This window comes from Nocardia sp. Tas62D01 (genome assembly GCF_055232035.1).
The window spans coordinates 5,409,426-5,435,467 of sequence record NZ_JBUYUZ010000001.1; the positions used below are offsets into that span (position 1 = coordinate 5,409,426).

Below are 26,042 nucleotides of genomic sequence, written 5' to 3' on the forward strand. Positions count from 1 at the left end.
GCCATACATAGCGTGTAGACAAAGTGTTCAGTTGAACCTACAGTGCTTGGTAACGCACAGCACATACGCGCGACAGTCGCGGACTGCTTGCCGACTTCGATTGCGACACAGGCGCACTCGTCCGGTCGGCGGCGCATTCGAGGAGGCAGCAATGGGTGTCGAAGTCAGCACGGTCGGTGTCAGCAAGCGGTTCGGTTCGCAGACCATCTGGCACGATGTCACGCTCACGCTGCCCGCGGGTGAGGTCAGCGTTCTGCTGGGGCCGTCGGGTACCGGCAAGTCGGTGTTCTTGAAGTCTCTGATCGGGCTGCTGCGCCCGGAACAGGGGTCGATCATCATCGACGGCACCGACATCATGCAATGCACCAGCAAGGAGCTCTACGAGATCCGCAAGCTGTTCGGTGTGCTGTTTCAGGACGGCGCCCTGTTCGGCTCCATGAACCTCTTCGACAACGTCGCCTTCCCGTTGCGGGAGCACACCAAGAAGAGCGAATCCGAGATCAAGCGGATCGTCATGGACAAGATCGAGCTGGTCGGCCTGGCCGGCGCGCAGGACAAACTGCCCGGTGAGATCTCCGGTGGTATGCGTAAGCGCGCTGGCCTGGCCCGAGCCCTGGTGCTCGACCCGCAGATCATCCTGGTCGACGAGCCGGACTCCGGCCTGGATCCGGTACGCACCAGCTACATCAGCCAGTTGTTCCTCGATATCAACGCCCAGATCGATGCGACCTTCCTGATCGTCACGCACAACATCAACCTGGCCAGGACCGTGCCGGACAATATCGGCATGCTGTTCCGGCGCGAGCTGGTCATGTTCGGTCCGCGCGAGGTGCTGCTCACCAGCGAGGAACCGGTCGTCAAGCAGTTCCTCAACGGCCGCATGATCGGCCCGATCGGCATGAGCGAGGAAAAGGACCAGGCTCAGATGGCGCGCGAGCAGGCGCTCGTCGACGCGGGCCACCACCACGGTGGCGCCGAAGAGGTCGAGGGGATCATCCCGCAGATGCAGGCGACGCCGGGAATGCCCTACCGGCAAGCCATCACTCGGCGACAGGAGCGGGTCCGCGAGATCATGCACACCCTGCCGCACGCGGCTCAGGTAGCCATCAATAACAGCCTCGAGCAGGACCGTCCGGCGGAGACAGTTGTGTAGGACCGAGCGATTCGACGAGTTCGCGCAGCAGCGGGCCCTTGTCGAGGATTGGTCGGATCAACCCGAGTTCGCCGCACTGGGCCACCACCTCCACCGCAACCTGCTGGCCCTGCGTCAGGTGCGTCCATAACGACAGGCACTGTGCCAGCAGAAGTTTCGCGTCGAGCAGCCACTCGGCCTCGTCGAGTTAGTCGCGCTCGTACAGCAATTCGCCGAGCATGGGCACCGGCGAGCCGAGCCGCGAGACCGAACGAACCACGGGTGGCCCGTGCAGTGTCCAGCGCCTTGCGGAAGTAGTACTCGGCGGCGCGGATGTCGAGCTGTTCGCGGGCCGCTATCCAAGTCGGGCAGTTGGCATAGGTTTGGTCAACGGCGCCGTGGTGTGCTCGAAATAGGCGCAACGTTCGCGCCAGGCTCGGGCGGTGTCGAACTCGAAGTGGGAAATGGCGATAAACGCGCCCAGCGACCGGGCAGCACTTCGTTCCGTCAGGGCGCGGGCGCGGGCGCGGGCGGGGGCGGGGCGGGGCAGAAGATGCCGCACGGAATGGGCGGGAGGCCGGGGATCAGGATCATCGGCGCCGTCGGCGGCGGTGGGACCTCGGGCGTCGTCGGTGTTGCCTCGGCGGGCGGCGCGGGCTCGGATTCCGCTGCCGGGGGGACGGCGGGCACCGCGGGATTCTGGCTCGGGATCGGGGCGGGGAGCACGGAAGGATCGAATGCTCCGCCGCCGCGATAGATCGCCGACCACTTCAGCACGTCCGAGGCGTAGGCGACCGAGTTGTTGTACCGCAAGACCGCGCGCAGTTCGTGGGCCGGATCGCGCAGATCCATTCCGCCCGAGCACAAGTACTCGCCCGCGGCGAGCGCCGCGTCGAACACGTTGTTGGGATCGGCAATGCCGTCACCGTTGCCGTCTACGGCGTACCGGCTCCACGTGCTCGGCAGGAACTGCATCGGCCCGACGGCGCGGACGTAACCGCGGGCGTCCCTGATGATCTCGTTGCCGGGCAGCGTTCCGTCCAGCGCCGGTCCGAGGATCGGGGACAACGTAGTGCCTGCCGGATCGGTTCTGCCGCCGCCCGCGTGGTTCGATTCGATGCGGCCGATCCCGGCGAGCAAGTTCCAGGTGAGGCCGCAATTCGGTTGGGACTGCGCGAGAACGAGCTCGGCATTCCGGTAGGCCGCGAGTGCTGTTTCGGGGATTCCCTGCACATTCGGGATGGCCGGAGCGGAAATCTGCGCGGCTTGCGTGTCGCTGTATGCCGACCGTATCGGGGTGTCGGGGGTTTGCGCCGCCGTGTGTGGCTGGACCGCCGGTGCGGACACGGGTAGGAGGCCAACGGTGCTGGCGCCGGGTGAATTCTCTCGCTGTGCAGCAGGTGTCGCGTCAGGTGTGCTCCGGGCTTCGGCGCCGTTCGGCATGCCGATCGCGGACGAACCCGCAACGAACATCCCGGCGATGGCGAGCATCGAAACGGTGACCGGACGGAAGGACATCGCGCTCACCCGACCGCACCTTTGCATTCGGTTGCGCACCGTGAGCGTGACCGCATCTCGACTCCTCGCGTGCTCTCGACGAGCGCCGTGACCATACAGACTGTTCATACGCTGTGATGGACACCATATCTGAACATAGTGTTCAGCGACAAGGGCTGGATGCCGGTTGACGAAGCCTAGAAATTAATTTATGTTTGATTCGAAAATGATACACGACGACGTGGAGTGCGCATAAGGGTGTTCGATGGCATATCGGAACTGGCCGCGGCGGAGGGCGAGGAACTCGGCACCAGCGATTGGGTCGTCGTCGACCAGGCGCGCATTGATCTGTTCGCGAAGGCCACCGGCGACCTGCAATGGATCCACGTCGATGTCGAGCGGGCCGCGGCCGGGCCGTTCGGCGGGACCATCGCCCACGGCCGACGCGCGGCACCCGGCCCATCGAGAGCTCGAGCTTGCCCTTGCCGCCGTAGCCCTTGCAAGCACTGCCGGGCGGCGACGGCGCGGCGGCGCTGCTGTTCGGCGATCCGGCGGACGCGATTGCCGAGGTCATCGCCGAGCATTCGGTGTCGGCGGAGGTGTTGGACCGCTGGCGCGCGCCCGGCGATCCGGCCAGCGGACAGTGGGAGGAGCGCTTCGGCCAAGAGGCATACCTGCCGCTGTTGAAAGACGCAGCAGCCCAGGCGCTTGCGGTGGCAGACGTGCGGCAGGCCGATCACGTCGTGGTCGTGTCGCCCAATCCCGGAATCGCCAAGAGCGCCCCGCGCGCGGTCCCCGGAGCGGTGTCGACCTCGGTGTCACCCGTTGGTCACGCGGGCACCGCGGACTTCGGGCTCGGCCTGGCCGACGCACTCGACCGCGCCGAGCCCGGCGCAACCATCCTGGTGCTCTCGGTCGCCGACGGCTGTGACGCCGTCCTGCTGCGCGCCACCGCTCGGCTGCCGGTCGCGCGCCAACGACATTCCGTCGCCGAACAACTCGACGACGGCATCCCGGTTCCCTACGCCACCTATCTGAGCTGGCGCGGGTGGCTGGATCGGGAACTACCGCGTCGGCCGGAACCGGATCGTCCCGCCGCTCCGCCGAGCGCCCGGGCCAGCGCATGGAAGTTTGCGTTCACCGGAAGTGTCTGCCGTCGTTGCGGATTCGTCCACCTGCCGCCGATGCGCGTGTGCAAGAACTGCGGGCTGGTCGACGCCATGGACGAACGGACGCTGGCCGCCGCCGAAGGCACCGTGGCGACCTACACGATCGACCGGCTCGCGTTCACGCCGTCGCCACCGCTGATCGATGCCGTGGTCGATTTCGACGATGGCGGCCGCTACACCCTCGAGGTGGCCGACGCGCAGCCGGACCAGTTGGCCGTCGGCACCGCGGTCGGGCTGACCTTCCGCAGGCTCTACACCGCGGGCGGCGTCCACAACTACTTCTGGAAGGCGCGTGTGCTCGCCGACGCGCGCCAGCTTGCGGAGGAGACAGCATGAGCAGCAACGGAATTCGTGACCGTGTCGCGATTGTCGGGATGGGATGTACCGCGTTCGGTGAGCATTGGGGCGCCTCGGCGGAGGATCTGCTGGTGACGGCGACGCAGGAGGCGTTCGACAGCACGCCGTCGATCATGCGCGAGGAGGTCGACGCCTACTGGCTGGGCACGCTCGGCTCAGGGCAGTCCGGGCTGACGTTGAGCAAGGCGCTGGCCGTGGACTACAAACCGGTGACGCGGGTGGAGAACTATTGCGCCACCGGGTCGGAGGCGTTCCGCAACGCCTGCTACGGCGTCGCATCCGGGAGCGTACGACGTCGTGATGGCGGTCGGCGTGGAGAAGCTCAAGGACTCGGGCCTTTCCGGCCTGCTGCGCGCGGATCCGCCGGGGGACGGCGCCGCCGCCGAGCTGAGTCTCACGGCGCCGGCGGCATTTTCACTCCTCGATCCGGCCTACTGTGCGCGGTACGGCGTGCATCCGGCCGACATGCGGGCCGCGATGACCCACGTCGCGTGGAAGAACCACGCCAACGGCGCTCGTAATCCCAAGGCGCAGTTCCGATCCGGGGTCACCAGGGAGAAGATCGAGGCGGTGCCGAAGGTGGCGGGACGCCTCGGCGTCTTCGACTGCTCTGGCGTTTCCGACGGCGCCGGGCGGCGCTGATCGTGCGTGCCGAGGACGCACTCGACTACACCGACAGTCCGGTGTACGTCAAAGGGCTCGCCCTCGCGGCGGGACCGGCGCGCGGTGTCTCCGATCCCGCCTACGACTTCACCACGTTCCCCGAGGTGGTCGCCAGTGCACGAGATGCATTCTCACAGGCGGGTATTCGCGACGCACGCGCCGAGATCTCGTTCGCGGAGGTGCACGACTGCTTCACGCCCACCGAACTCGTGCTGATGGAGGATTTCGGCTTCTCCGATCGTGGCAAGGCATGGCGCGACATCCTCGACGGCGCCTTCGAACTCGGCGGCAGGCTGCCGGTGAATCCGGATGGCGGCCTCAAATCGTTCGGCCACCCGGTCGGCGCGAGTGGACTGCGCATGCTCTACGAATGCTGGCTGCAATTCCGCGGCGCGGCGGGGGAGCGACAGCTCGACCATCCGCGGCTCGGGCTGACACACAACCTCGGCGGACGTCCGGGTAGCTGCGTCTCGTTTGTCTCGGTGGTGGGGGCCGAGATCGGATGATCGACCCGCCTTGCGGGCGGTTGACGTGGACGCTTTATTAATTTAATATAAATTCGAGAACTTGCCACAAGGGAGACAGAATCATGCCAGGAGTCGAAGACCGGGTCGTCGTCGTGACGGGCGCCGGTGGCGGGCTTGGCCGGGAGTACGCGCTGTTGCTCGCCCGCAACGGCGCGCTGGTAGTCGTCAACGATCTCGGCGGCGCGCGCGACGGCTCGGGCTCGGGTACCTCCATGGCGGACGCCGTTGTCGCCGAGATCCGCGAAGCCGGCGGGCGGGCGGTGGCGAACTACGACAGCGTCGCCACCGAAGCGGGCGCCGCGGGGATCGTGCAGACCGCGCTGGACGAGTTCGGCGCGGTGCACGGGATCGTCAACAACGCGGGCATCCTGCGGGACAAGGGCTTTCAGAAGATGACGGCGGCCGAGTGGGACGCGGTGGTGCAGGTGCACCTCTACGGCGGCTTCCACGTCACCAAGGCGGCCTGGCCGCACCTGCGCGAGCAGGGCTACGGCCGCATCGTGATGGCTACCTCGACCAGCGGCATCTACGGGAACTTCGGGCAGGCGAACTACGGCGCGGCGAAGGCAGGTCTGGTCGGCCTGATCAACACGCTCGCGATCGAAGGCCGCAAGTACAACATCCTCGCCAACGCGGTCGCGCCGATGGCGGCTACCCGGATGACCTCCGATATCGCCCCGGCCGAAGTGCTGGCGAAACTCCCTCCCGCGCAGGTCGCGCCGATCGTCGGCTACCTCATGACCGACGAGTGCGCCGACAGCGGCACCGTGGTGGTCGCCGGTGGCGGCCAAGTGCACCGGGTGCAGTACTTCCAGTCCAAGGGCGTGAGCTTCCACGACGCACCCTCGATCGATGAGGTCGCCGAGCGCTGGATCGACATCACCGACATGGCCGGCGCGGAGCCGGGCAGCAACCCCGTCGGCTGAAGGTGAGCACGATGTCGGATGAGAACCTGGTGGTGGTCGGAGCCTCGCTGGCCGGCCTGCGCGCCGTCGAGGCCGCGCGCAGAACGGGATTCGACGGTGCCATCACGCTGATCGGCGCCGAGGAGCATCTGCCCTACGACCGGCCGCCGCTGTCGAAGGCGTACCTCGACCCGCTGCCGGTCGGGGAGGCCCCGGCATCGACGACGTTCCGCACCGAGACCATGCTCCGGACGGAACTCGGTATCGATCTGCGACTCGGCGTCGCCGCGACCGGCCTGGATACCGCGCATAAAGAGGTACGGCTCGGCGACGACGCCGTGCGGTACGACGCGATGGTCATCGCCACCGGCGCGACCGCGCGCATCCTGCCCGGCGCGGACGGTCTCGCCGGGGTGCACACACTCCGGACCCTCGACGACGCGGCCGCCGTCCGCGCCGCGCTGGAGCAGGGGGCGCGCACCGTGGTCGTCGGCGCCGGGTTCATCGGCTCGGAGATCGCCTCGGGCGCGCGCAAGCGGGGACTCGAAGTCACCGTGCTCGAGGCGATGCCGACTCCGCTCGTCCGTGCGGTGGGCGAAGCGATGGGCGCCGCTTGCGCGTCCCTGCATCGGCGCAATGGCACCGACCTACGGTGCGGGGTCGGCGTGACGAGCCTCGAAGGCAATTCTCGGGTCGAGCGGGTCCTGCTGTCGGACGGCACGTCCATCGATGCCGATCTGGTCGTTGTCGGGGTGGGGGCGGTTCCGGCGACCGACTGGCTGGGCGACTCGGGTCTGCACCTGGACAATGGTGTGGTGTGCGATGCGGACCTGTGGACCGGCACCGAACGGGTCTATGCCGCAGGTGATCTCGCGCGCTGGCACAACCCGCTGTTCGACCGGCTCATGCGACTCGAGCACTGGACGAGCGCGGCCGAGCAGGGGGCGGTCGCGGCACGCAATGCGCTCGATCCCGAATCCGCCGAGCCGTACCGGACCGTGCCGTACTTCTGGTCGGACTGGTACGACAGCCGAATCCAGTTCGTCGGCGTACCCACCGCCGACGAAATCCAGATCGTCGACGGCGATCTCGACCGCGACGGCCGGTGCGTGGCCCTGTATCGGCAGGGTGATCGTCTGGTCGGCGCCCTCACGATCAACGGTCAGGCGGTCGTCATGAAGTACCGCGGTCTGATCATGAAGCAGGCGTCCTGGGACGAAGCGCTCGCCTTCGCGGCCCGCCGTCGTGCTCCGGTAGTTGTCAGCTAGGCCCTCCAATGGAGTAGGTAGGAAATGAACGAAACACAACTGGCCCGTCGGATCGAAGGCCGCGTCGTCGCCGTCACCGGTGCGGCGCGCGGGATCGGCCTGGCCACCGCCAAGGCCCTGCACCGCCGCGGCGCGAAGGTGGTGATCGGTGACATCGATGAAGTGGCGGTCAAGGAGGCATCGGCCGAGCTGGGTCCGGATGTCGAAGCGGTGCGACTCGATGTGACCGACGAGAAATCCTTCGCCGCGTTCATCGCGCGCGCTGAGGATCGGTTCGGCCCGGTGGACGTGCTGATCAACAACGCAGGCATCATGCCGATCGGGCCGTTCCTGGACGAGGCGACGGCATTGTCGAAGCGCGCGCTGGAAATCAACGTCGGCGGTGCTGTGATCGGCATGCGGGTGGCGCTGCCCGGCATGATCGCCCGCGGTCGTGGACACATCGTCAATGTCGCGTCGGTCGCGGGCAAGTCCCCGGTGCCGGGCGGAATCATCTATGCCGCAAGCAAAGCGGCCGTCATCTCCGCGACCGAATCCGTGCGGGTCGAGTTCGCGCATTCGGGAGTCTCGTTCACCTGCGTCATGCCGTCGTTCACCAACACCGAGCTGATTTCGGGCACGTCGGGGACGAAGTTCATCCGCAACCTCGAACCGGAAGAAGTAGGCGAGGCGATCACCATGGCGGTCGCGACGCGCAAGCTCGACGTCTACCTGCCCGCCGCGGTCGGCGTCATCCTGCGCACCCAACCGCTGCTCGGCCGTCGACTGCGCGACTGGATCAACCACCTGATCAAGGCGGACAGCACCTTCCTCGCCTTCGACCATCGTGCGCGCAGCGGCTACGACGCCCGGATCAGCGGCATGCCCGAAGCGCCGGCGCCTGCGGCGGCCGCGCCTGCGAAGCGAGCCCGAACAAGTCGAGCGAAGTAACCGCTAGCTGCGGCGACTTCGTCGCGTACCTCGTCAAGGCGGCATCGGTAGTGCTCCAGGAGCTCGTCGATCCGGGTGTGGGCACTGTCGGTGGCCGGGCCGTGCGAGGGTAGCGCGGCCAGATCGGGCAGGGCGCGAATCAGCGTCAGCGAGTGCAGGAATGAGAACGCATCCGGAAACTCGGCCGTGAGCCACCGTTTCCTATGTGTGGCCTGAGGACACGCGAGGTGAGTGCTAGCACACCCTGATGTGCCTTCGCATGCACGTGCTCTGAACTGGGTAGATGGCGGTTGCGAATCCGTCCAGTTCTTCCGAAAGCCCCAGTGTCAGTGTCGCTTACATGCTCGTGTTCGTCATGCCCGACCCACGGCGAGTCGTCCACTCCGTCGAAATGCCCGTTCTATCCGTCCTCGTCGTTGACCGACTCTGAGTGGAAGGTTTTGGAGCCGCTGTTGCCGCCGCCGGGCAACACGACAGGCAAGGAGGGCGACCGGAGAAACATCCGCGCCGCCTGCTTTTGGACGCGATCTTCTACGGTCAAGCCCTGAACGTCACCATGTCCACCTATCCGGGCCAGGCCGGCATCGCCTTCACCGCCTGCGCCCGATCCTTGCCTCGCGCGCACAAGCTCGCCGCCTACACCGGCGAGGCGCTGGCGGAAATCGAACGGGCCCTAGATCCGGCGGCTCGGCAAGCGGCGCCCGCGTGACCGCATCATCGGGCGCGGCGCTAGCGGGTCATCCCGCCGCGGGCGATGAGTTGGGCGGCGATGACGTTGCGCTGGATTTCGTTGGTGCCCTCGCCGACGATCATCAGCGGGGCGTCGCGGAAGTACCGTTCGACGTCGTATTCGGTGGAGTAGCCGTAGCCGCCGTGGATGCGGACGGCGTTGAGCGCGACTTCCATGGCGACCTCGGAGGCGTAGTACTTGGCCATGCCCGCCTCCATGTCGCAGCGATCGCCGGACTCGAACCGCCGCGCGGCGTAGAGCACAAGCTGGCGGGCGGCAGTCAGCTTGGTCGCCATGTCGGCGAGATAGGAGCCGATCGCCTGGTGTTTCCAGATTGGCACACCGAAGCTCTCACGCTGCTGGGCATAGACGAGTGCGTCGTCGAAGGCGGCCTGGGCGACGCCGAGGGCACGGGAAGCGACCTGGATGCGGCCGGTTTCCAGCCCCTTCATCATCTGCGAGAACCCCTTGCCTTCGGTGCCGCCGAGCACCGCGTCGGCGGCCGCACGGTAGTTGTCGAAGACGAGCTCGCAGCTCTCCACTCCCTTGTAGCCGAGTTTGGGCAGGTCCCGCGAAACCGTCAGTCCGGGACCGTGTTCGACGAGCAGAATGCTGATACCCCGGTGTCGCGGTTCGGCCGCGGGGTCCGTCTTGCACAGCAGGGCGATGAGCTGCGATCGGCGCGCGTTGCTGATCCAGGTCTTCGCGCCGTTGATCGTGTACCCGTCGTCGTCGCGGCGCGCGACGGTGGTCATGGCCTGCAGATCGGAACCGCCGCCGGGCTCGGTCAGCGCCATCGTGGCTCGGATCTCGCCTGTCGACATCTTCGGGAGGTAGCGGTCCTTCTGCGCTTCGGTGCCGAAGGCGAGGATGAGCTTCGATACGACGGTGTGGCCGCCCATCGCGCCGGCCAGGCTCATCCAGCCGCGGGCGAGTTCCTCGGTGACGCCGACGTAGCACGGCATGGAAACCGGTGCCTCGCCGTAAGGTTCGGGAATCGCCAGGCCGAAGATGCCGAGCCGCTTCATCTGCTCGATCAGCTTCTCGGGGTACTCGTTGGCGTGCTCCAATTCGCGCACGACTGGGCGGACCTCGCGGTCAACCCATTCGCGCACCGTGGCCACCACCTGCTGTTCCTCGGCGGACAGCTCGCTCACGTGGACTCCTCGCTCGGCTCGACGCCAAGTGGGCGATCCACCCCCGTCAGCTCGACGCGATCACCCCGGCGTTCGAGCCGTCGGCGGCACAGATCCGGCACGCGCACAGGGTGATCGACGCCCTGGATGCCGCGCACGGCGGTGGCCGCGGCACGGTGGAACTGGATGGGCAGATGATCGACGAGGCCGTCGCCGTGGCCGCGCGCCGGACCCTGTCGAAGGCCGGGGTCACCCGATGAGCGCGGAGGGGCCCTACTTCGAGGAACTCGAGCGCGGCCAGGTCTTCGACAGCGCGCCCGCGGTGACCTTGTCGGAGGGGATGGCCGCCGTCCACCAGTCGATCGTCGGCGACCGGCTGCGACTGCCTCTCGACGACACGCTGTCCACCGCGGTCACCGGTGCGCCTCGGCTGGCTCATCCCGCGCTGGTATGGGATGTCGCGATCGGGCAGTCGACGGTGGTGACCCACCACGTCAAGGCGAATCTTCTCTATCGCGGGCTCGTCTTCCGGCGCATGCCGCATCTCGGGGACACGCTGCGGACGACGACAACCGTCGCGGGCCTGCGCCAGAACAAGCGCCGACCAGATCGCGCACCGACCGGATTGGCGGCCTTGCGAATTCACACGGTCGACCAGCACGGGCACGACGTCCTGGACTTCTGGCGGTGCGCCATGTTGCCGTTGCGCACCGATCGCGACAGCGGGCACGGCGACGATCTCGACGACATCGGCGCCGACGCGGGCACGGACTGGACCTCGTCGATCGGGAGTTGGAACGTCGGCGCGCTGGCCGTCGACGGTATTGTCCCGGAACCGGGGCAGCAGGTGCAGGTGGTCGGCGGCGATGTCGTCGACGGGGCTGCCCAGCTCGCCCGGCTGACCCTCAATATCGCACGGGTCCACCATGACGAGCACGCTGCAGGCGGTCGCAGGCTCGTGTACGGCGGGCATACGATCGGAATCGCGCTGTCCCAAGCGTCCCGCGCGTTTCGAAACCTCGCCGCGGTCCTCGGCTGGCAGAGTTGCGACCACCTCGGACCGGTCCACGAGGGCGACACCTTGCGCAGCATCGTCACGATCGAGGCGGTGACGCCGCACGCCACGGGCGTGCAGGTCGTCCACCTTCGATCGGAGGTCTTCGCTGGTGGCAGGGTGGTCAACCGGGACCGCCCCGTGCTGGACTGGCGCTATGTCGGCCTATTTGCCTGACCGCCCCACCCTGCGTCGCTCAGTGGGATGCCGGGCCACAACGTCGCGACTTTGCTCGCGTTCTTCCGGTCCCGCCGAATTGTTGGCGGGACCAGAGTGCTGCCTGCGGACCCTCGCCATAATTTAGATTACCGTAATGCGTTTTAATCAGACGATCAGTCCGAACGTGATGTATGCAAAGCTCTTGTGCGTAAGCTGACTTATGCTATGCGGAAATCCGCAGTGACCCCGAGCACATCTACCCGGATGTCATGGCGTAGGTCACGTGCCACCAGTCACTGGTCGGCCCGCGAGTAAGTTACCCATTGTGAGGCCAACGATATGGACGACAAGGAGTTTCTTTTAGGGTGTCTAATATTTAATCAATTATAGATAAAGTGCGACGCGAACCGGGAATCCGCCGGAGTTCGTCGCGCCGACACCGGCACCGGCGTTATCCGCGGTGCCGTCGATCTCAAATCCGAAACTGTGGTCAGCAGCCGATCCGGAACTGTACACGGTTCTCGGTGAATCCGGTGCATTGATAAAGGGCCGTTGTCGGCCGTTGCCCATATCGATTCGGCGCGCACGTGTTCCTTGCGCCCTCAGTCGAAATCGAATGCCTGTGCAGAGCAGGAAGTAATCATGGAAAACGATATCGCAGAATCGAACTCGTCGCATTGCCGTGCGCTCCGCGCGCTTCGCTGCGGGTTCGCCCGTGTGGGGAGGGGCGAGTTCCGATGACGACGACGATCCAACCCTCCGTCGCCCGGCCCCCGCTTCGGCACGAAGCAGTGCCGCAGCCGGAGCCGCAGGTCAAGGGCCCCGGTTTTGCCGCCCGAGTGGTGAATTATCTGAAGGTGACACCGATCCGCTCCCTTGCCACGCTGGGCAGGTCGGCCGAATTGACTGCGGCCGTGGTGCGTTACGCCGTTGTCGACATCGTCCGACTGCGTCTTCCCATGGAGGAGGTCGCGTACCAGATGTGGACGCTGCTGAAAGTGACTGCGCTGCCCGCACTTCTGATGGCGGTGCCGATCGGCGCCGAGGTCTCGGTCCAGGTCGGTGGCATCATGAACCAAGTCGGGGCCAACTCGCTTGCGGGCGCGGCCAGCGGGCTCGGGGTGATCGGCCAAGGTGCGCCGATGGCCGCGGGCCTGTTGATGAGTGGTGCCGCGGCCTCGGCGATCGCCTCGGACCTCGGCGCCCGGTCCATCCGCGAAGAAATCGATGCCATGCGGGTCATGGGTGTCGATCCGGTCGAGCGGCTGGTGATGCCGCGGTTCCTGGCTATGATCGCGATCGCGCCCATCCTCTGCATCGTCATCGTCGCGGCCGGTGTCTTCGCCGGCCTTGCCATCTCGGTGAACGTCAATCATGTTGTCCCCGGCAGCTTCTGGCAGTCCTTCGGGGCCTTCGCCACGCCGACGGATCTGGCGTTCTCGGTGCTGAAGGCCTTGGTCTTCGCGGCGATCGTGGTGCTCATCGCCAGCCTGCGTGGGCTGGAGGCGAAGGGCGGCCCCAAGGGTGTCGCCAATGCCGTGAACGCCTCGGTGGTGCTCAGCGTCTTCTGCATCTTCATGACAAATCTGCTGATCAGCCAGCTGCAGATGATGTTCTTCCCGGCTCGATTGGCGTGAGCATGAGTACTCCATCGATTCTGGTGCAGCCCATACGTTCAGTCGGTCGCGGCCTCTCCGGCTTCTTCGGCGAGATCGGGCAGGTGGCCGTATTCACCAGCAAAACCATCTACTTGCTGCCGAAAACGATCCGCCACTATCACAAGCAGACCTTGAAGACCATGAACAGCATGGCGTGGGGGAGCGGATCACTGATCGTCGACGGCGGCGTGGTGAGCCTGATGTTCTTCCTCGGCATCGCGGTCGGTGCGGTGGTCGCGATCGAAGCATTCATGGCGTTGAATCTCCTCGGCTTCGGCCCACTGACCGGAATCATCGGTTCGTTCGGCAACGCAGGCCCGACCGTAGCGTACGCGGAAATCCGTAGGCTGCTGCGTGATTCGTGGTCCTCGACCCTGTCCGATCAGTTGTCCGCCGAGGTCGACGCCCTGACGCGGACCGGTGCGACAGTGGACGCCTCGCGCGCAGTTCGGAGCTTCCGCACCAAGTCCAAGCCGACATTCGAAGGACGGTGCTGACCGAACCGGATGCCGGATCCAACAGCCACAACCTGAGCACGCAGGCCCGCAAGACCACCGACGGCTGGGTGATCTCCGGTGGCAAGTACTACATCTCGGCGGTCGACGAGTGCGAGGCGATGCTCATGATCGTCCGGGACGGCGACGCGGTGACAGCGGGCCGAAACCGGTTGTCGATGTTCGTGATTCCCGTGGACGATACCGGTGTCACCCTGCAGCCGCTGGAGACGGCCCTCGTTTCGCCGGACAAGCAGTTCACCGTGTTCTTCGACGATGTCCGGGTCGGCGAAGACGCATTGCTCGGCACGGCGGGCGGGGGCCTGCGGCAGGTCTTCGCCGGGCTCAATCCGGAGCGCATCCTCGCCGCCGCGCTGTGCAACGGCGTCGGCCGGTACGCGATCGACAAGGCGACCGACTACGCCAAGCAGCGGAAGGTCTGGTCCACGCCGATCGGCGCCCACCAGGGGATCGCGCATCCGCTCGCCGAGTCGTACATCGCCGTCGAGCTGGCGCGGCTGGCGACGGCCCGTGCGGCGGATCTGTACGACTCCGGCCACGACGCCGCCGAGGCCGCGAACATCGCCAAATTCGCCGCCGCGGAGGCGGGCTTGCGGGCGCTCGACCAGTCCATCCAGACCCACGGCGGGAACGGGCTGTCTCGTGAATACGGGCTGGCGGACCTGTGGTTCATCACCCGGTTGATGCGTACGGCGCCGGTTAGCCGGGAAATGGTGCTCAACTTCGTCGGCCACACCAGCCTCGGGCTGCCGCATTCGTACTGAAAAGCGAGAAACTATGAGCGACAACAACTATCGGTTCGATGCGCTGGTTGTGGGCGCGGGGGCGGGTGGTCTCTGCGCGGCGGCCCGGCTGTCGCACCTCGGCTATCGGACGCTCGTTGTCGAGCGGCTCGAGCATGTCGGTGGGCGGGCCTCCACTCGCGATATCGATGGCTTCAAGGTCAACAACGGCGCCATTGTCATCGAGGTCGAGGGGATCACCCAGGAGACCTTCGAGGAGGTCGGCGCCGAGTTCGATGTGCGGCGTCCCGAACCGCCGATTCTGTATCGGATCGGCGGCAAGGATGTGGACGTCACCGGTGGGGGCTGGGGTTTTCTGCTGTCCAAGCTGACCAGGCAGGGCGCCAAACTGCTGAACGGTCTCGGCGCCGCGCGCAAGGACGACGGGCTGCCCGAAGACCAGCTGTCCACGGCGGATTGGGTGGCCAAGTACACCAAAAACGAAGGCGTGCACGGCATCTTCCGCAATATGTGCGGATCGGTGTTCGCGGTGAGTTCCGAAGATCTCCCCGCGCGCGTCTTTCTCACCTACTTCACCAGGAAGAGCGCATTCAAGAAGTTCGGCTTCTGCCCGGAGGGGACGATCCGGATCTGGAAGTCGTTGTCCGACACGATCATGTCGAACGGCGGCGAGGTCTGGTTGTCCAGCGAAGTGCGGTCGCTGACGGTCGCCGACGGTCAGGTGACCGGTGCGGTGATCGACCGTGACGGGCAGACCGTCGAGGTCGACGTCCGTTTCGCCGTGAGCGACACCGGTCCCGCCGCCAGTGTGCGGCTGGTCGGTGAGAATCATTTCCCGACCGACTATCTCGAACTCGTCCGCCGGGGCAACCGGCCGTGCGCGATGATCGCGGTGAACTTCGCCAGCCGGGAGCGGCTCATCGACGTTCCCGGCATGTTGAGCTTCGCCAAGACCCGCCGCCTCTGCTACGTCGCGAACTTTACCGACGTCTGCCCGGAGATGGCGCCGGAGGGCTGGAATCTGTATGTCGCGGCGGCGGTTCCGAAGCCTGCCATCGGCGACTTCGACGAAGCATCCGAGACCGCGCTGCTGCTGGCGGATCTGCGCGACGAGATTCCGCTGTTCGACCGGGCGCGGATCCTGTCCACCGAGATCACCCGCGACGAGTGGCCGCCGCAGCGTGCGGTGTCCGGCTTCGACCTGCCCTACGGCACCCCGATCGCCAATCTGTGGAATGTCGGCGATGGTGTGAAGGAATACGCGAACGGTGGCACGACCGCCTGCGCGGAAACGGCCAAGCTTGTCGTGCAACAGATTTCACAGCGCCATCCGCTGGAGGCAACGGTCTGATCCGCATCGAGCGGCCGCACCTGGGTGCGGCCGCTCGTGCACCGATCAGATGATGGCGCGCCCGATCAGCTCTTTCATAATCTCCGTCGTGCCGCCGTAGATCGTCTGCACGCGGGTGTCGATGTATGCCTTGGCCACCGGATATTCGGTCATGTAGCCGTAGCCGCCGTGCAGTTGCAGGCAGCGGTCGATGACGCGCTTCTGCAGTTCGCTGACGTACCACTTGCCCTTAGCCGCATCGATGGGGTCGAGTTCACCGTTGTTGTAGGCGAGTACGGACCGATCGGCGTAGGCCTCGGCGACATCGACCTCGGTCTGCATCTCGGCCAATTCGAAACGGACATGCTGAAATTCGCCGATCGGCTTGCCGAAGGCGCGGCGCTGTTTGCAGTATTCGATGGTGAGGTCGAGGATCGCCCTGGTCGTCGCGATCGCCTTGGCGGTGACGCCGAGACGTTCCCGGGGGAGATGGCTCATCAGGTATTGCAGGCCCCTGCCCTCCTCGCCGAGCAGGTTCCGGTGCGGCACCCGGGAGTTGTCGAAGAACAGTTCGGCGGTGTCCTGCGCGGGCAGCCCGATCTTGTCGAGCTTGCGGCCCCGTTCGAATCCGGGTGTGTCGCGCTCGACGACGAACAGGCTGTATCCGCGTGATCCGGCGTCCGGGTCCGTGCGGGCCGCGACCACCACCAGATCGGCCATGATGCCGCTGGAGATGAAGGTCTTCTGCCCGTTGATGATCCAGCTGTCGCAGTCGCGCACCGCGCTGGTGCGGATGCCGCGCAGATCGCTGCCCGCGCCCGGTTCGGTCATTGCCAGCGCGCCGATGATGTCGCCGGTCGCGTAACCGGGCAGCCAGCGTCGCTTCTGTTCGTCGTTCGTGAGGTCGAGCAGATAGTGCAGCACCAGGTCGTCCTGCAGGCTGACGGTCAGTCCGAAGGAGAGCGCGTTGATGCGCGCTACCTCCTCGCACACGACCATGCGGAACCGGTAGTCGTGGACATCGGAGCCGCCGTACTCCTCGCCGATCTCCAGCCCGTAAAGCCCTGCGGCGGCGGCTTTCCGGAATACATCCCGGTTGATCCAGCGGTCCTCGTCCCACTTGTCCTTGTATGGCACGACCTCGCGTTCCAGGAAGGTCCGGACGGTGGCGCGGTACGCCTCGTGGTCGTCGTCATAGAGCGTGCGCCGCATGCTCAGAGCCTTTCGATGATGGTCACGTTGGCCTGGCCACCGCCCTCGCACATGGTCTGCAGGCCGTACTTACCGCCGGTGCGCTCGAGCTCGTGCAGCATGGAGGTCATCAGGCGTGCGCCGGTGCAGCCGATCGGGTGCCCGAGGGCGATCGCACCACCGTTGACATTGACCTTCGCCGGATCGGCTCCGGTCTCGGCCAGCCAGGCGAGTACGACCGAGGAGAACGCCTCGTTGATCTCCACCAGGTCGATGTCATCGATCGACAACCCGGTTCGCTTCAGCGCATGTTGGGTGGCCGGGATAGGAGCGGTCAGCACCATGACGGGATCCGCTCCGCGTACCGACAGGTGATGGACGCGAGCCCGTGGCGTGAAGCCGTAGCGCTGTACCGCCGCCTCCGACGCGATCAGCAGCGCCGCGGCCCCGTCGGAGATCTGGCTGGCCACCGCCGCGGTGAGCCGGCCACCCTCGCGTAGGGGCTTCAGTTTCGCCATCTTCTCCATCGAGGTGTCCGGTCGCGGGCCCTCGTCCACGGAAACGCCTGCGAATTCGGTGATTTCGTCCGTGAACCGGCCCTCGTCGATCGCGTGCAGCGCGCGGCGGTGGCTTTCGTAGGCGAAGGCCTCGTTCGCCTCGCGGCTGAGGTTCCAGTGCTTGGCGATCATCTCCGCGCCGCGGAACTGGGAGATCTCCTCAGTGCCGTAGCGGGCCGCCCAGCCTTCGCAATCAGTCCACGGGTCGGTAGAGCCGAAGGGCTCGCCCGCCTGGAACGCGCTGAGTATGGGGAACTGGCTCATCTTCTGCACCCCGCCCGCCACGATGAGGTCGCTGGTCCCGCTCATCACCGCCTGCGCCGCGAAATGGACCGCCTGCTGGGCGGATCCGCACTGCCGGTCGATCGTGACACCCGGCACGGACTCGGGCAACCCGGCGGCCAGCGCCGCGGTACGGGCGATATCGCCCGCCTGGGCGCCGATGTTGTCGAGGCAGCCCAGGATGACGTCCTCGATGTCGGCGGGGTCGAAGTCGTGCCGTCCGACCACCGTCTTGATGACATGGGCCGCCATATCCGCCGGATGCGACCCGGCGAAGCCGCCGCCTCGCTTTCCGACCGCGGTACGGACGGCATCGACGATGTACGCCTCGGGCATCGGTATCTCCTGACAAAGTTCGAAACGGAATTAATTTAATATAGACTCAAAATTAGTCCCGGTGCAATCGGCGCGTGACCGGCGTCGAGACGAGGGGTCCGGTGGTGTCATGAGGCTGTTGCGGATGAGCGACTGTGCGGTGTGCACCAGTTGGTCGAGCGAACCGTGTTCGGGATTCCACCATTCCGTCGTCCAGTTGAGCGCGCCGACAACCAGCATGCGCGCGATACCGAGGTCCAGTCCCGGCCGTAGCTCTCCGGTCTCGGCGAGCCGCTCCAGTAGTCCGCGCCAAATGGCGTGGTAGGCAGCGCTTTCTTGACGGAGTGAAGCGCGGATCGCCGGTGACGGCTGCCCCGCGTTGCGGGTGACGGCGGACGCGAAATCCGAGAGCCCGAGCTCGATCCGCAGGTGTGCGTCGATCGCGGCGTCGATGAGCGCCGCGACCGGGGTGCCCGGCGGGTGTGCGGTGATGGCGCGCTGCACATGTGTGCGTACCCGCCGCTGGCCTTCGCACATGACCTCGGCGATCAGGTCGTCACGGGAGCGGAAGTAGTAGTACACCGCCGGAGTGCGCAACTGGGCGTGCTCGGCGATGTCCGCCAACCGGGTGCCCGCGACGCCTCGCCTGCTCAAGATGTGCGCCGCAGCGGCGAGGATGCGTTCGTGGGTCGCGTTCATCGGTGAAGGGGAGCGGAGGTCGGCGGTCATGGCATCGTATAGCCGCCGCTGACCGAGAACAACTGCCCGGTGACCTGCCTGGCGGCGATCTCGGAGGAGATCCACACGACGGCGTTGGCGACGTCGGTGGCGGTGGTGAGGCGGTGCAGCGGAATGTCCTTGCGCAGGAACTCGATCTGCTTCTCGTTGAACACTGCGTCGGAGCCTACGGCCCAGAGGCTGTCCCGGCCGACGGCCTCGGGACCCTCGGGCATCACCAACCCCGGACAGATCACGTTAGACCGAATCCCGTGGCGCCCATGCTCTTTGGCGGTGGTTCTGGCGAGTGCGATCAAGGCCGCTTTGGTCGCGCCGTAAACACCCTGCCGGATCTGGCCAAAGGCCGCGTCGCTCGCAATGAAAACGACAGAGCCACGACCTGATTCGCGCATCGGCGCGATGGCGGCCTGGGTGGCGGCGATCGCGGTGAACAGGTTGATCTCGACGGTTCGCTGCCACAGTGCGGGGTCGGTGTCCTCGACAAGGAACCCGGGTCTGCTCCAGCCCGCATTGTTGACCAGCGCGTCCAGACCGCCCCAGTTGTCGACCGACCGCGCCACGGCCTGCGCGGCGGAGCCCGGGCGAGTGAGATCCACGGCGACAACCTCCGCCGCCGCGGCCCCGAGGGCGAGCGCTTCGACGCGGACCTTCTCGGCCTGCTCTGCATCGATGTCGCAGATGACGATCCGGCTGCCCTCGGCGGCGAAACTGTGCACGATGCCACGTCCGATGTTCGATCCGCCGCCGGTCACGAGTACGCGCGAACCGGAGAGCCCCAGGTCCATGGTCGGGCCCTTCCTGTCGGATGCCCCGCAGGTTGACCCGACGGGGAATCTAATTTATCTTCGATTCAAAAGATAGCATCCGAGGTGGGCGTCGGCGAGAAGATCGTCGGACTGGCGGCCGATGGGTGGACGAGACGAAAGGGAGTCGGTGATGAAGGTTGTCGTCGACCGGGCCAAGTGCACGGGCCTTGGCATCTGTGAGTCGCTTGCGCCGGCCATTTTCGAGGTCGACGACAGCGGCGAACTCGTGCTCCTTCGGCAGGACATCACCGACGGCGAACTCGCCGAGGTTGAGGAAGCGGTGCGAGGCTGCCCGACCGAGGCGCTGCGGGTCGTGCACTGACCTACTCCGGGTGGTTCAACGCCTGCCGCGGCGCACGCTTGCGCCGGGCGGGCGCCGGGGTAGACGCGGCCGCGTCCGGTGCCGCGATTCCGTTGCGGATTAACGATTGCGCCGTCCGGATAACGGTCTCCAAGGATCCCCGGCGCGGCGTCCACCACTCGGCGGCCCAGTTGAGCGATCCCATGATCAGCATCTGGGTGACGTGCAGGTCGAGATCGTTTCTGAGCTGCCCCTCTGTTGCGGCATCCTTGATGAGCTTGCGCCAAATCGTGCCGTACTTGGCATCTTCGGCCAGCTGGCGGGCATGCAGGTGCTCGGGCATCTGGCCGGAGTTCCTGATGGCCGCTGTCGCGTAGTCGGACAGCTCCAGCTCGTGGCGCAGGTGGGCGTCGATCCCGACGAGGATCCGGTCCAGCGGTGACATTTCGCTCGGCACCTCGTCGAGGACCGCCTCGAGGTGTTTGACCATGTCGGCGATCCCGCTCCACATCACTTCCTCGATAAGCTCCTCGCGGGACGGGAAGTAGTAGTAGATGGCCGGCGCCTGCAACTCGGCATACTCGGCCACATCGGACAGGCGCGTCCCCGAGTAGCCCTTCATGCTCAGGACATGCGCCGCCGCATCGAGGATCCGCTGCCGCGTCCGAGCGGACTTGGGTTCTGTCGACTGACCATCTTCCATGGACGGCTCCACCCGGGTTTTTCTAGCCACAGTTCAACTATAGTTCAGCAGCGTCGGGCGAACTGTGATGGACTCACCAGTGTGGCCACTGTAAAGGCCGCCGACCTCCTCGAACAGTTTTGAATTTGGATTAACTCCGGCTGTTGATCCGTGGTGTGGCGCGGTACGGCGGACCACGGATGATGGCCGGCCTCCGCACTCAGCCTGCTCCGCCTCGCCGGCCACCACAACATCGCAAAAGCCTTACGCCACAACGCAAGACAACCGAAACGAGCGGTAAAACGGGTTACTACCAGCTGAAATGGGACTTTGGAGCGCCGGGATAAACCGGCATGGAGAAGGAGATGAGAGAGCTCTGCATCGAAGGAGTAGCGATCCACGATGGCCCCGCCCATGCGCTGATGCTCGTGAGGGTATTGGTGAAGCGTTGGTGTCGGGGTACGTGCAGGCCGGGCTATTGAGCCGCGAAATCAGTGTGTTCGGGGTGCCGACGCCGTCAAAGTGGTCGGAAGGCAACATCGTCGGCGGCGTTATGCGCGAGCCGTCGGCGGACCCCGCGCGGTCGGAGAACCAGGGCATGTACGGAATCTCCATGCGCGAGAACCGGGAGATCCCATGTCTCGCCCATCTCGCTGATCACGGGGCGGGCCGCTCGGGGAACGCTGAGGCGGTAATCCCGGGATGAACGAGCGTGGGAAGTCTGACAGCCCCGTAGTACCTGCGAAGCCGTCGAACAAGACCGCCTCGGTGGTTGCGGAGATGGTGGAGGAAAGGGGGCTGGCCGAGGAGAACACGGCCGGCAAAACACGTCCCGGACACAGAGCCGGACCAGGCGTGCCAAGTGCGCTGGGGCGTGTGCGTCAAGTTGCACGACAGGACAAGGAAGCACGGTTCACAGCGCTGTTGCACCATGTCACCGTCGACCGCCTGCGGGCGGCGTTCTGGGCGATCCGCCCGGAAGCCGCGCCGGGGGTGGATGGGGTGAAGTGGGCGGACTACCGGCAGGGTTTGGAGGGCAACCTCCAGGATCTGCATGCCCGGCTGCACACAGGGCGCTACCAGCCGGAACCATCGCGGAGGGTGTACATCCCGAAGGCGGACGGACGGCAGCGGCCGCTCGGCATCGCTTCGCTGGAGGACAAGATCGTTCAGCGGGCCGTCGTCGAGGTGCTGGGCGCCATCTACGAGGTGGATTTCAAGGGCTTCTCCTATGGTTTCCGGCCGGGCCGCGGCCCGCATGACGCGTTGGACGCGCTCGCGGTCGGGATCGAGCGGAAGAAGGTGAACTGGGTGCTCGACGCGGATGTCCGCGACTTCTTCGGCAAGCTTGATCGAGGCTGGCTGGGGAAGTTTCTCGAGCAGCGGATCGCGGATCGGCGGGTCCTGCGGCTCGTCGGTAAATGGTTGGCTGCCGGTGTCGTCGAGGATGGGCAGTGGTTGGAGACGACGGAAGGATCACCGCAAGGAGCGTTATGCGCAGCTGCGCATAATCCTCCTTGCGGAGTACCGGCGTCGGTGTCGGTCAGGCTGCCGTCCTCGGAGAGGATTCCAGCCTTCAGGAATGCCTTTGACCAGAGCCAGAACGCGTTTGTCTCCGATCCGCTTCCGCACCCGGTCCATAAGGGCTGAGTGTGAAATCTCGTCAAAGCATGCCTTGATGTCACCCTCCACGATCCACTCATAAGTGCGGGTCGTGAAATGATGCACTTCGGCTATCGCGTCATGGGTCCGGCGCTTCGGACGGAACCCGTACGAGCACGGGAGGAAATCCGCCTCAAAGATTGGCTCCAACACCAGTTTCATGGACGCTTGGACCACCCGGTCGGATATGGTCGCGATCCCCAGACGGCGCTTCTTTCCGTCCGCCTTGGGAATCATGCGCTCCCGCACCGGGACCGGGACGAAGCTACGGGCCTTCAATTGCCCCCGCAGCCGGTCGCAGAATACCTCGACCCCGACCTCGGTCTCGATCGCATACGCGGTCTTGCCGTCGATCCCAGCCGAGCGAGCGCCCTTGTTACTCCTCACTCGATCCCACGCGACCAACACGAACGCGGGATCACAAACAAGGTTATACAGATCATCGAACCTGCGATGGGGATCATCGCTGGCCCATTGGTGCAGTTTGGTTTGAATCTCTCGTACCCGACGCTCGGCTGAAAACAGCCCAGACGGCGGATCATCGGTATTCACCGGCGACCTCCGAGCATTCCAATTTCCTCCACTGCTCGACTTGCTGGCCCCCTTGGCCCTGCGACCGGTTCTCCCGGCCTCCGTGACGGGTCGCTACTCCCGCGACTACTACGGGGCCTCCGCCCCACTCGTGGCCATCAGCTGACGATGAGCCTGCCCACCTGCCGGATTGGAGATCCGGAAAGGGAGGGCGATCACGAGCGGTTCCCACGTTCACCTCACGACCGTTCGACGAGTTAGGCGCCCAGCTCCTGCCCCGGCAGCATCGCCACGGTTACGCCGCAGTCCTTCACCGTGGCCTCCTCGCCGGCGAAACCAACCGGCTACGGAGTTGACCCCGCCGCCAGGCGAGGTCACGCACTACATCCCGACCCATATCCGCCAGATTTGAGCCGGTGGAACTCTTACGGGGCTTTAACCACTGATTCCTGTTCGTGCACCTTCTCGTCCCGCTTGCCGGACCCGCACCGTCTGGCAGTACCGGCACGTCCCGTCGTTGTCAGGGCCGCTCCCCGCCCTCCCCGGCATCTCCCGGATCAGGCTGCCCTCAGCTCCTATCGAGTCGCTGCCCTGCGTGTCAGGCTGAGTTGAGTCCACTGGTTCACAGCAAATCGGCCTGACGCAGGGCGAGATACGGATCAACTTCTTCATGACCACCAGCACGAGGACCTCAACGATCGGGGGCCACAATGGACGGATGGATTCACCGGGGCCACGAGCCGACGAGCCCAAGCGGCGCCGCGCGTTCAGCGCGGCCGAGAAGCTCGCTCATCTTCGGGCCTACGAGGCCGCTGTCGAGCACGGCGACGGCGGTGGGTATCTGCGGCGTGAGGGCCTGTACTCGTCGTTGATCAGCGAGTGGCGCAAGCAGCGTGACGCCGGGGTGCTCGCGGGCCGCAAGCCCAGCGACAAGATCGGCAAGCTGACCGCCGAGCAATCCGAGATCGCCCGGTTGACGCGGGAGAACGCCCGGCTGAACAAGCGCCTGTCGACCACCGAGGCCGCCCTGGATATTATGGGAAAAGCGCACGCTCTCTTGGAAAACCTTTCCGAGAGAGCGGATTCCGACGAGCAGCGCAAGAAGCGTTGACCGCCGCGTATACGGCGTTGACCGCCGCTGGGGTGCCCACCCGGCAAGCGGCGTCGTTGACCGGGCTGGTGCGTTCGACCGCGATCCGCCGGGGCAAGGCCGCCGCCGCGCTCACTGTGGTGGTGTCCACGACACCGCCTCCGGACCCGGTTAACAAGCTGACCGTCCTGGAACGAGCGGGCATTCTGGCGGTGCTCACCAGCGACCGGTTCGTCGACCTGGCGCCGCTGCAGATTTACGCCCAGTTGCTCGATGAGGGTGTCTACCTGTGTTCGGTGTCCACGATGTATCGGGTGCTGCGGGAAAACCGGCAAGTCGGCGAACGCCGACGACTGGCGCGACACCCGGCGAAGGTGTGTCCGGAGCTGGTCGCGACCGCGTCCCGGCAGGTGTATTCGTGGGACATCACCAAGCTCGCCGGCCCGATCAAAGGCCAATATTTCGATGCCTACGTGATGATCGACATCTACTCCCGCTACATCGTCGGTGTCCATGTCCATACTCACGAATCCGGTGTTCTGGCAACGGAATTGATGAAGGAGATCTTCGGTGTCCACGGCATCCCGCAGGTCGTGCACGCCGATCGGGGCACCTCGATGACATCCAAGACCGTCGCAGCGCTGCTCGCAGACCTCGAGGTCACCCGGTCGCATTCCCGGCCGCGGGTGTCAAACGACAACCCCTTTTCCGAGGCGCTGTTCAAAACCTTGAAATACGGGCCGGAATTCCCTGAACGCTTCGGAACACTCACCGAGGCAAGACAATTCATGGATTCATTCGCCCAGTGGTACAACCACGAACACCGCCACACCGGCATCGGCTTACACACACCCGCCGATGTCCACTACGGGCTGGCCACCGGCAAAGCAGCCGACCGGCGCACCGTGCTCGACGCGGCCCGCGCCCGACACCCGCACCGCTTCGCCACCACAACACCGCCGAAGATCCTCGACCTGCCCCACACCGTCTGGATCAACCGACCCGCCGACGACAACACCCAGGAGACCGATACCGCAGCCGCATAACACACCCAGCGGTCTCATTCGGCTTGACAAATTCCGCTGCGACGACTCGACGACGGAGTCCTTTCACCTCCGCACGGTCATGAAGCGCCTCGTGGCGCACGGTTTCCACGTTCCGCACGATTGAGATACGACCGGGGTGGGTGCCCTCTCTCCCCCGAGGCCCTGGTGCCCACACGACCGGCAAGTCGCGACCAGTCGCCAGCGCCGTTTTCCAACGGCAGGCCCTACACTCCGCTACTGCTTCCCACCTGCGGAGACAAGCTTAACGAGGTGTCATCGACCCGTCCGGTCTTCCCCTCGCTTGTGACACCTGGATGGAACAGGCGTCCTTGGGCTTTCGCTTCGAGCTCCGCACCCCGCAGTTACCTGCGACGCACGTCGAAGTGGGGACGGGCAGCGGACACTAACCTGGAACCATACTGTCGATCACTCGACCCTCCTGTTCATCTGGTTCACTCAACACGTGCGACCTCGTGTCGCACCGACTCCTAGCCATAGCTGGCGGCCGGTGGGCGGCTGAGCAGACCTGATCGTGCCAGCTCCCGGGTGTCGTTGACGGTAGTTCCCAGCCGTTCTTGGCGGTGCCTACACAGTGACAAATAGCCTGATCAAGTGACAGATATCCCGATCAGCCACACCACGGCCGATAGTTGTGAGACTCGTCATTTCGACGATGTCAGCAGGCGGAGTGTCCGTCGGCCGACGCCCGAGAATTCGACAGTTGAATACGCGAGTCTGCCAGTCAGAGACCCCGAAGTACCACGTGTAGCAAAGGATTGCTACGGACAAACGTCCCGTATTCGGCAGAAACGGACGTTCGCCGACCGCGCGCCCAGCGGCATGAGCGGATGTCCGGTCAGGCGGCGAGTTGATATCTTGACGGACTCCTACCACTGTCTGGCGTGCCTGCGGGATGAGGCAATCAACCGCATCAGTCCCGACAGCGTCCGGGACAGTCTTGACGTCAACCTGCAGATCAACGCCGCGGTCAACGAACAACAGGTCGGCTGAGCGCTTCAAAAGCTGTAATCGCACAATCTGATCAACCATCGAATAGTGTTCTGGTTT

Annotated in this window: 23 protein-coding genes and 5 pseudogenes; 20 read left to right on the forward strand and 8 right to left on the reverse strand. The window is 65.6% G+C overall.

Annotated elements, in window-relative coordinates; genetic code table 11:
* Positions 1–151: 151 nt before the first annotated feature.
* Together ACV7NQ_RS25625 and ACV7NQ_RS25630 are read left to right on the forward strand one after the other, a co-directional pair.
* The gene (locus ACV7NQ_RS25625) at positions 152–1,153 is read left to right on the forward strand and encodes an ABC transporter ATP-binding protein (RefSeq protein ID WP_463361969.1); all 1,002 of its coding nucleotides are present in this window, start codon (positions 152–154) and stop codon (positions 1,151–1,153) included.
* On the forward strand, positions 1,146–1,283 hold the full coding sequence (locus ACV7NQ_RS25630) for a hypothetical protein (protein WP_463361970.1): 138 nt from the start codon (positions 1,146–1,148) through the stop codon (positions 1,281–1,283). Before ACV7NQ_RS25625 ends, ACV7NQ_RS25630 begins: the two co-directional genes overlap by 8 nt.
* Positions 1,284–1,639: 356 nt before the next feature.
* Here ACV7NQ_RS25630 and ACV7NQ_RS25635 read toward each other — a convergent pair whose 3' ends face one another.
* A complete protein-coding gene (locus ACV7NQ_RS25635) occupies positions 1,640–2,650 on the reverse strand; it encodes a lytic transglycosylase domain-containing protein (RefSeq protein ID WP_463365815.1) in 1,011 nt (336 codons plus the stop codon).
* A gap of 231 nt (positions 2,651–2,881) precedes the next feature.
* Here ACV7NQ_RS25635 and ACV7NQ_RS25640 point away from each other — a divergent pair.
* From ACV7NQ_RS25640 to ACV7NQ_RS25670, 7 genes and pseudogenes are all read left to right on the forward strand, one after another.
* Positions 2,882–3,070: pseudogene (locus ACV7NQ_RS25640) on the forward strand (MaoC/PaaZ C-terminal domain-containing protein); the annotation flags it as partial.
* A gap of 56 nt (positions 3,071–3,126) precedes the next feature.
* Complete coding sequence (locus ACV7NQ_RS25645; protein WP_463361971.1) at positions 3,127–4,134, forward strand: OB-fold domain-containing protein; 1,008 nt, start codon at positions 3,127–3,129, stop codon at positions 4,132–4,134.
* Positions 4,131–5,324, forward strand: a pseudogene (locus ACV7NQ_RS25650) (acetyl-CoA acetyltransferase). Before ACV7NQ_RS25645 ends, ACV7NQ_RS25650 begins: the two are co-directional and overlap by 4 nt.
* 83 nt (positions 5,325–5,407) lie before the next feature.
* Positions 5,408–6,271: an SDR family NAD(P)-dependent oxidoreductase gene (locus ACV7NQ_RS25655; RefSeq protein WP_463361972.1), complete on the forward strand. Its 864-nt coding sequence runs from the start codon at positions 5,408–5,410 to the stop codon at positions 6,269–6,271.
* A gap of 11 nt (positions 6,272–6,282) precedes the next feature.
* Positions 6,283–7,518 carry an NAD(P)/FAD-dependent oxidoreductase gene (locus ACV7NQ_RS25660; RefSeq protein WP_463361973.1) on the forward strand — a complete coding sequence of 412 codons (1,236 nt, stop codon included), beginning with the start codon at positions 6,283–6,285 and terminating at the stop codon, positions 7,516–7,518.
* Positions 7,519–7,542: 24 nt separating this feature from the next.
* Positions 7,543–8,448, forward strand: coding sequence for an SDR family oxidoreductase (locus ACV7NQ_RS25665; protein ID WP_463361974.1), 906 nt, complete (start codon positions 7,543–7,545; stop codon positions 8,446–8,448).
* A 430-nt stretch (positions 8,449–8,878) separates the two neighbouring features.
* A complete protein-coding gene (locus ACV7NQ_RS25670; RefSeq protein WP_463361975.1) occupies positions 8,879–9,157 on the forward strand; it encodes a WS/DGAT domain-containing protein in 279 nt (92 codons plus the stop codon).
* A gap of 20 nt (positions 9,158–9,177) precedes the next feature.
* Here the strand turns inward: ACV7NQ_RS25670 and ACV7NQ_RS25675 are convergent, their stop codons facing one another.
* A complete protein-coding gene (locus ACV7NQ_RS25675) occupies positions 9,178–10,335 on the reverse strand; it encodes an acyl-CoA dehydrogenase family protein (protein WP_463361976.1) in 1,158 nt (385 codons plus the stop codon).
* A 110-nt stretch (positions 10,336–10,445) separates the two neighbouring features.
* Between ACV7NQ_RS25675 and ACV7NQ_RS25680 the strand changes: the two genes are divergently transcribed.
* The 6 genes and pseudogenes from ACV7NQ_RS25680 (at position 10,446) to ACV7NQ_RS25705 (ending at position 15,794) form a co-directional block, all read left to right on the forward strand.
* Positions 10,446–10,574 (forward strand): hypothetical protein, encoded by a 129-nt coding sequence (locus ACV7NQ_RS25680; RefSeq protein WP_463361977.1) that lies wholly within the window; start codon positions 10,446–10,448, stop codon positions 10,572–10,574.
* Entirely contained in the window at positions 10,571–11,545 is a 975-nt protein-coding gene (locus ACV7NQ_RS25685) for a MaoC family dehydratase (RefSeq protein WP_463361978.1), read from the forward strand. The genes ACV7NQ_RS25680 and ACV7NQ_RS25685 overlap by 4 nt, the downstream gene beginning before the upstream one ends.
* Positions 11,546–12,264: 719 nt before the next feature.
* Positions 12,265–13,164, forward strand: a complete 900-nt coding sequence (locus tag ACV7NQ_RS25690) for an ABC transporter permease (RefSeq protein WP_463361979.1) — start codon at positions 12,265–12,267, stop codon at positions 13,162–13,164.
* A gap of 2 nt (positions 13,165–13,166) precedes the next feature.
* Positions 13,167–13,496, forward strand: a pseudogene (locus ACV7NQ_RS25695) (ABC transporter permease); the annotation flags it as partial.
* Positions 13,497–13,678: 182 nt separating this feature from the next.
* A pseudogene (locus ACV7NQ_RS25700) lies at positions 13,679–14,464 on the forward strand (acyl-CoA dehydrogenase family protein); the annotation flags it as partial.
* A gap of 13 nt (positions 14,465–14,477) precedes the next feature.
* Positions 14,478–15,794 (forward strand): phytoene desaturase family protein, encoded by a 1,317-nt coding sequence (locus ACV7NQ_RS25705; protein ID WP_463361980.1) that lies wholly within the window; start codon positions 14,478–14,480, stop codon positions 15,792–15,794.
* Between the two features lie 45 nt (positions 15,795–15,839).
* On the opposite strand, the gene ACV7NQ_RS25710 is transcribed toward ACV7NQ_RS25705, so the two are convergent.
* The 4 genes from ACV7NQ_RS25710 to ACV7NQ_RS25725 are packed head-to-tail and all read right to left on the reverse strand — an operon-like array spanning position 15,840 to position 19,641.
* Positions 15,840–16,985 (reverse strand): acyl-CoA dehydrogenase family protein, encoded by a 1,146-nt coding sequence (locus tag ACV7NQ_RS25710; RefSeq protein ID WP_463361981.1) that lies wholly within the window; start codon positions 16,983–16,985, stop codon positions 15,840–15,842.
* Between the two features lie 2 nt (positions 16,986–16,987).
* Positions 16,988–18,139 carry an acetyl-CoA C-acetyltransferase gene (locus ACV7NQ_RS25715; RefSeq protein WP_463361982.1) on the reverse strand — a complete coding sequence of 384 codons (1,152 nt, stop codon included), beginning with the start codon at positions 18,137–18,139 and terminating at the stop codon, positions 16,988–16,990.
* Between the two features lie 30 nt (positions 18,140–18,169).
* Positions 18,170–18,847, reverse strand: coding sequence for a TetR/AcrR family transcriptional regulator (locus ACV7NQ_RS25720; protein WP_463361983.1), 678 nt, complete (start codon positions 18,845–18,847; stop codon positions 18,170–18,172).
* The gene (locus ACV7NQ_RS25725; protein ID WP_463361984.1) at positions 18,844–19,641 is read right to left on the reverse strand and encodes an SDR family NAD(P)-dependent oxidoreductase; all 798 of its coding nucleotides are present in this window, start codon (positions 19,639–19,641) and stop codon (positions 18,844–18,846) included. The genes ACV7NQ_RS25720 and ACV7NQ_RS25725 overlap by 4 nt, the downstream gene beginning before the upstream one ends.
* A gap of 151 nt (positions 19,642–19,792) precedes the next feature.
* On the opposite strand from ACV7NQ_RS25725, the gene ACV7NQ_RS25730 reads away from it, so the two are divergent.
* Complete coding sequence (locus tag ACV7NQ_RS25730; RefSeq protein ID WP_463361985.1) at positions 19,793–19,984, forward strand: ferredoxin; 192 nt, start codon at positions 19,793–19,795, stop codon at positions 19,982–19,984.
* A gap of 1 nt (position 19,985) precedes the next feature.
* On the opposite strand, the gene ACV7NQ_RS25735 is transcribed toward ACV7NQ_RS25730, so the two are convergent.
* Positions 19,986–20,666: a TetR/AcrR family transcriptional regulator gene (locus ACV7NQ_RS25735; RefSeq protein WP_463361986.1), complete on the reverse strand. Its 681-nt coding sequence runs from the start codon at positions 20,664–20,666 to the stop codon at positions 19,986–19,988.
* Positions 20,667–21,096: 430 nt separating this feature from the next.
* On the opposite strand from ACV7NQ_RS25735, the gene ACV7NQ_RS25740 reads away from it, so the two are divergent.
* Complete coding sequence (locus tag ACV7NQ_RS25740) at positions 21,097–21,351, forward strand: hypothetical protein (protein WP_463361987.1); 255 nt, start codon at positions 21,097–21,099, stop codon at positions 21,349–21,351.
* Positions 21,352–21,425: 74 nt separating this feature from the next.
* Positions 21,426–22,295 (forward strand): reverse transcriptase domain-containing protein, encoded by an 870-nt coding sequence (locus ACV7NQ_RS25745; RefSeq protein WP_463365816.1) that lies wholly within the window; start codon positions 21,426–21,428, stop codon positions 22,293–22,295.
* On the opposite strand, the pseudogene ACV7NQ_RS25750 reads toward ACV7NQ_RS25745, so the two are convergent.
* Positions 22,212–22,670: pseudogene (locus ACV7NQ_RS25750) on the reverse strand (reverse transcriptase domain-containing protein); the annotation flags it as partial. The gene ACV7NQ_RS25745 and the pseudogene ACV7NQ_RS25750 overlap by 84 nt on opposite strands.
* 886 nt (positions 22,671–23,556) lie before the next feature.
* Here ACV7NQ_RS25750 and ACV7NQ_RS25755 point away from each other — a divergent pair.
* Both ACV7NQ_RS25755 and ACV7NQ_RS25760 read left to right on the forward strand, forming a co-directional pair.
* Positions 23,557–24,974, forward strand: a protein-coding gene (locus tag ACV7NQ_RS25755; RefSeq protein WP_463361988.1) for an IS3 family transposase whose coding sequence is annotated in 2 segments (ribosomal slippage) — positions 23,557–23,923 and positions 23,923–24,974 — 1,419 coding nt in all. Because the reading frame shifts where the segments join, the coding sequence is not laid out codon by codon here.
* Positions 24,975–25,850: 876 nt separating this feature from the next.
* Positions 25,851–25,985, forward strand: a complete 135-nt coding sequence (locus tag ACV7NQ_RS25760) for a hypothetical protein (protein WP_463361989.1) — start codon at positions 25,851–25,853, stop codon at positions 25,983–25,985.
* Positions 25,986–26,042 lie beyond the last annotated feature (57 nt).

Excerpts from the sequence above, each read along its gene's own strand:
- ACV7NQ_RS25625 (WP_463361969.1), top strand. The coding sequence starts at position 152 with ATGGGTGTCGAAGTCAGCACGGTCGGTGTCAGCAAGCGGTTCGGTTCG.
- ACV7NQ_RS25635 (WP_463365815.1), bottom strand. The coding sequence starts at position 2,650 with ATGTCCTTCCGTCCGGTCACCGTTTCGATGCTCGCCATCGCCGGGATG.
- ACV7NQ_RS25655 (WP_463361972.1), top strand. The coding sequence starts at position 5,408 with ATGCCAGGAGTCGAAGACCGGGTCGTCGTCGTGACGGGCGCCGGTGGC.
- ACV7NQ_RS25660 (WP_463361973.1), top strand. The coding sequence starts at position 6,283 with ATGTCGGATGAGAACCTGGTGGTGGTCGGAGCCTCGCTGGCCGGCCTG.
- ACV7NQ_RS25665 (WP_463361974.1), top strand. The coding sequence starts at position 7,543 with ATGAACGAAACACAACTGGCCCGTCGGATCGAAGGCCGCGTCGTCGCC.
- ACV7NQ_RS25685 (WP_463361978.1), top strand. The coding sequence starts at position 10,571 with ATGAGCGCGGAGGGGCCCTACTTCGAGGAACTCGAGCGCGGCCAGGTC.
- ACV7NQ_RS25690 (WP_463361979.1), top strand. The coding sequence starts at position 12,265 with ATGACGACGACGATCCAACCCTCCGTCGCCCGGCCCCCGCTTCGGCAC.
- ACV7NQ_RS25705 (WP_463361980.1), top strand. The coding sequence starts at position 14,478 with ATGAGCGACAACAACTATCGGTTCGATGCGCTGGTTGTGGGCGCGGGG.
- ACV7NQ_RS25710 (WP_463361981.1), bottom strand. The coding sequence starts at position 16,985 with ATGCGGCGCACGCTCTATGACGACGACCACGAGGCGTACCGCGCCACC.
- ACV7NQ_RS25715 (WP_463361982.1), bottom strand. The coding sequence starts at position 18,139 with ATGCCCGAGGCGTACATCGTCGATGCCGTCCGTACCGCGGTCGGAAAG.
- ACV7NQ_RS25720 (WP_463361983.1), bottom strand. The coding sequence starts at position 18,847 with ATGACCGCCGACCTCCGCTCCCCTTCACCGATGAACGCGACCCACGAA.
- ACV7NQ_RS25725 (WP_463361984.1), bottom strand. The coding sequence starts at position 19,641 with ATGGACCTGGGGCTCTCCGGTTCGCGCGTACTCGTGACCGGCGGCGGA.
- ACV7NQ_RS25730 (WP_463361985.1), top strand. The coding sequence starts at position 19,793 with ATGAAGGTTGTCGTCGACCGGGCCAAGTGCACGGGCCTTGGCATCTGT.
- ACV7NQ_RS25735 (WP_463361986.1), bottom strand. The coding sequence starts at position 20,666 with ATGGAAGATGGTCAGTCGACAGAACCCAAGTCCGCTCGGACGCGGCAG.
- ACV7NQ_RS25745 (WP_463365816.1), top strand. The coding sequence starts at position 21,426 with ATGGTGGAGGAAAGGGGGCTGGCCGAGGAGAACACGGCCGGCAAAACA.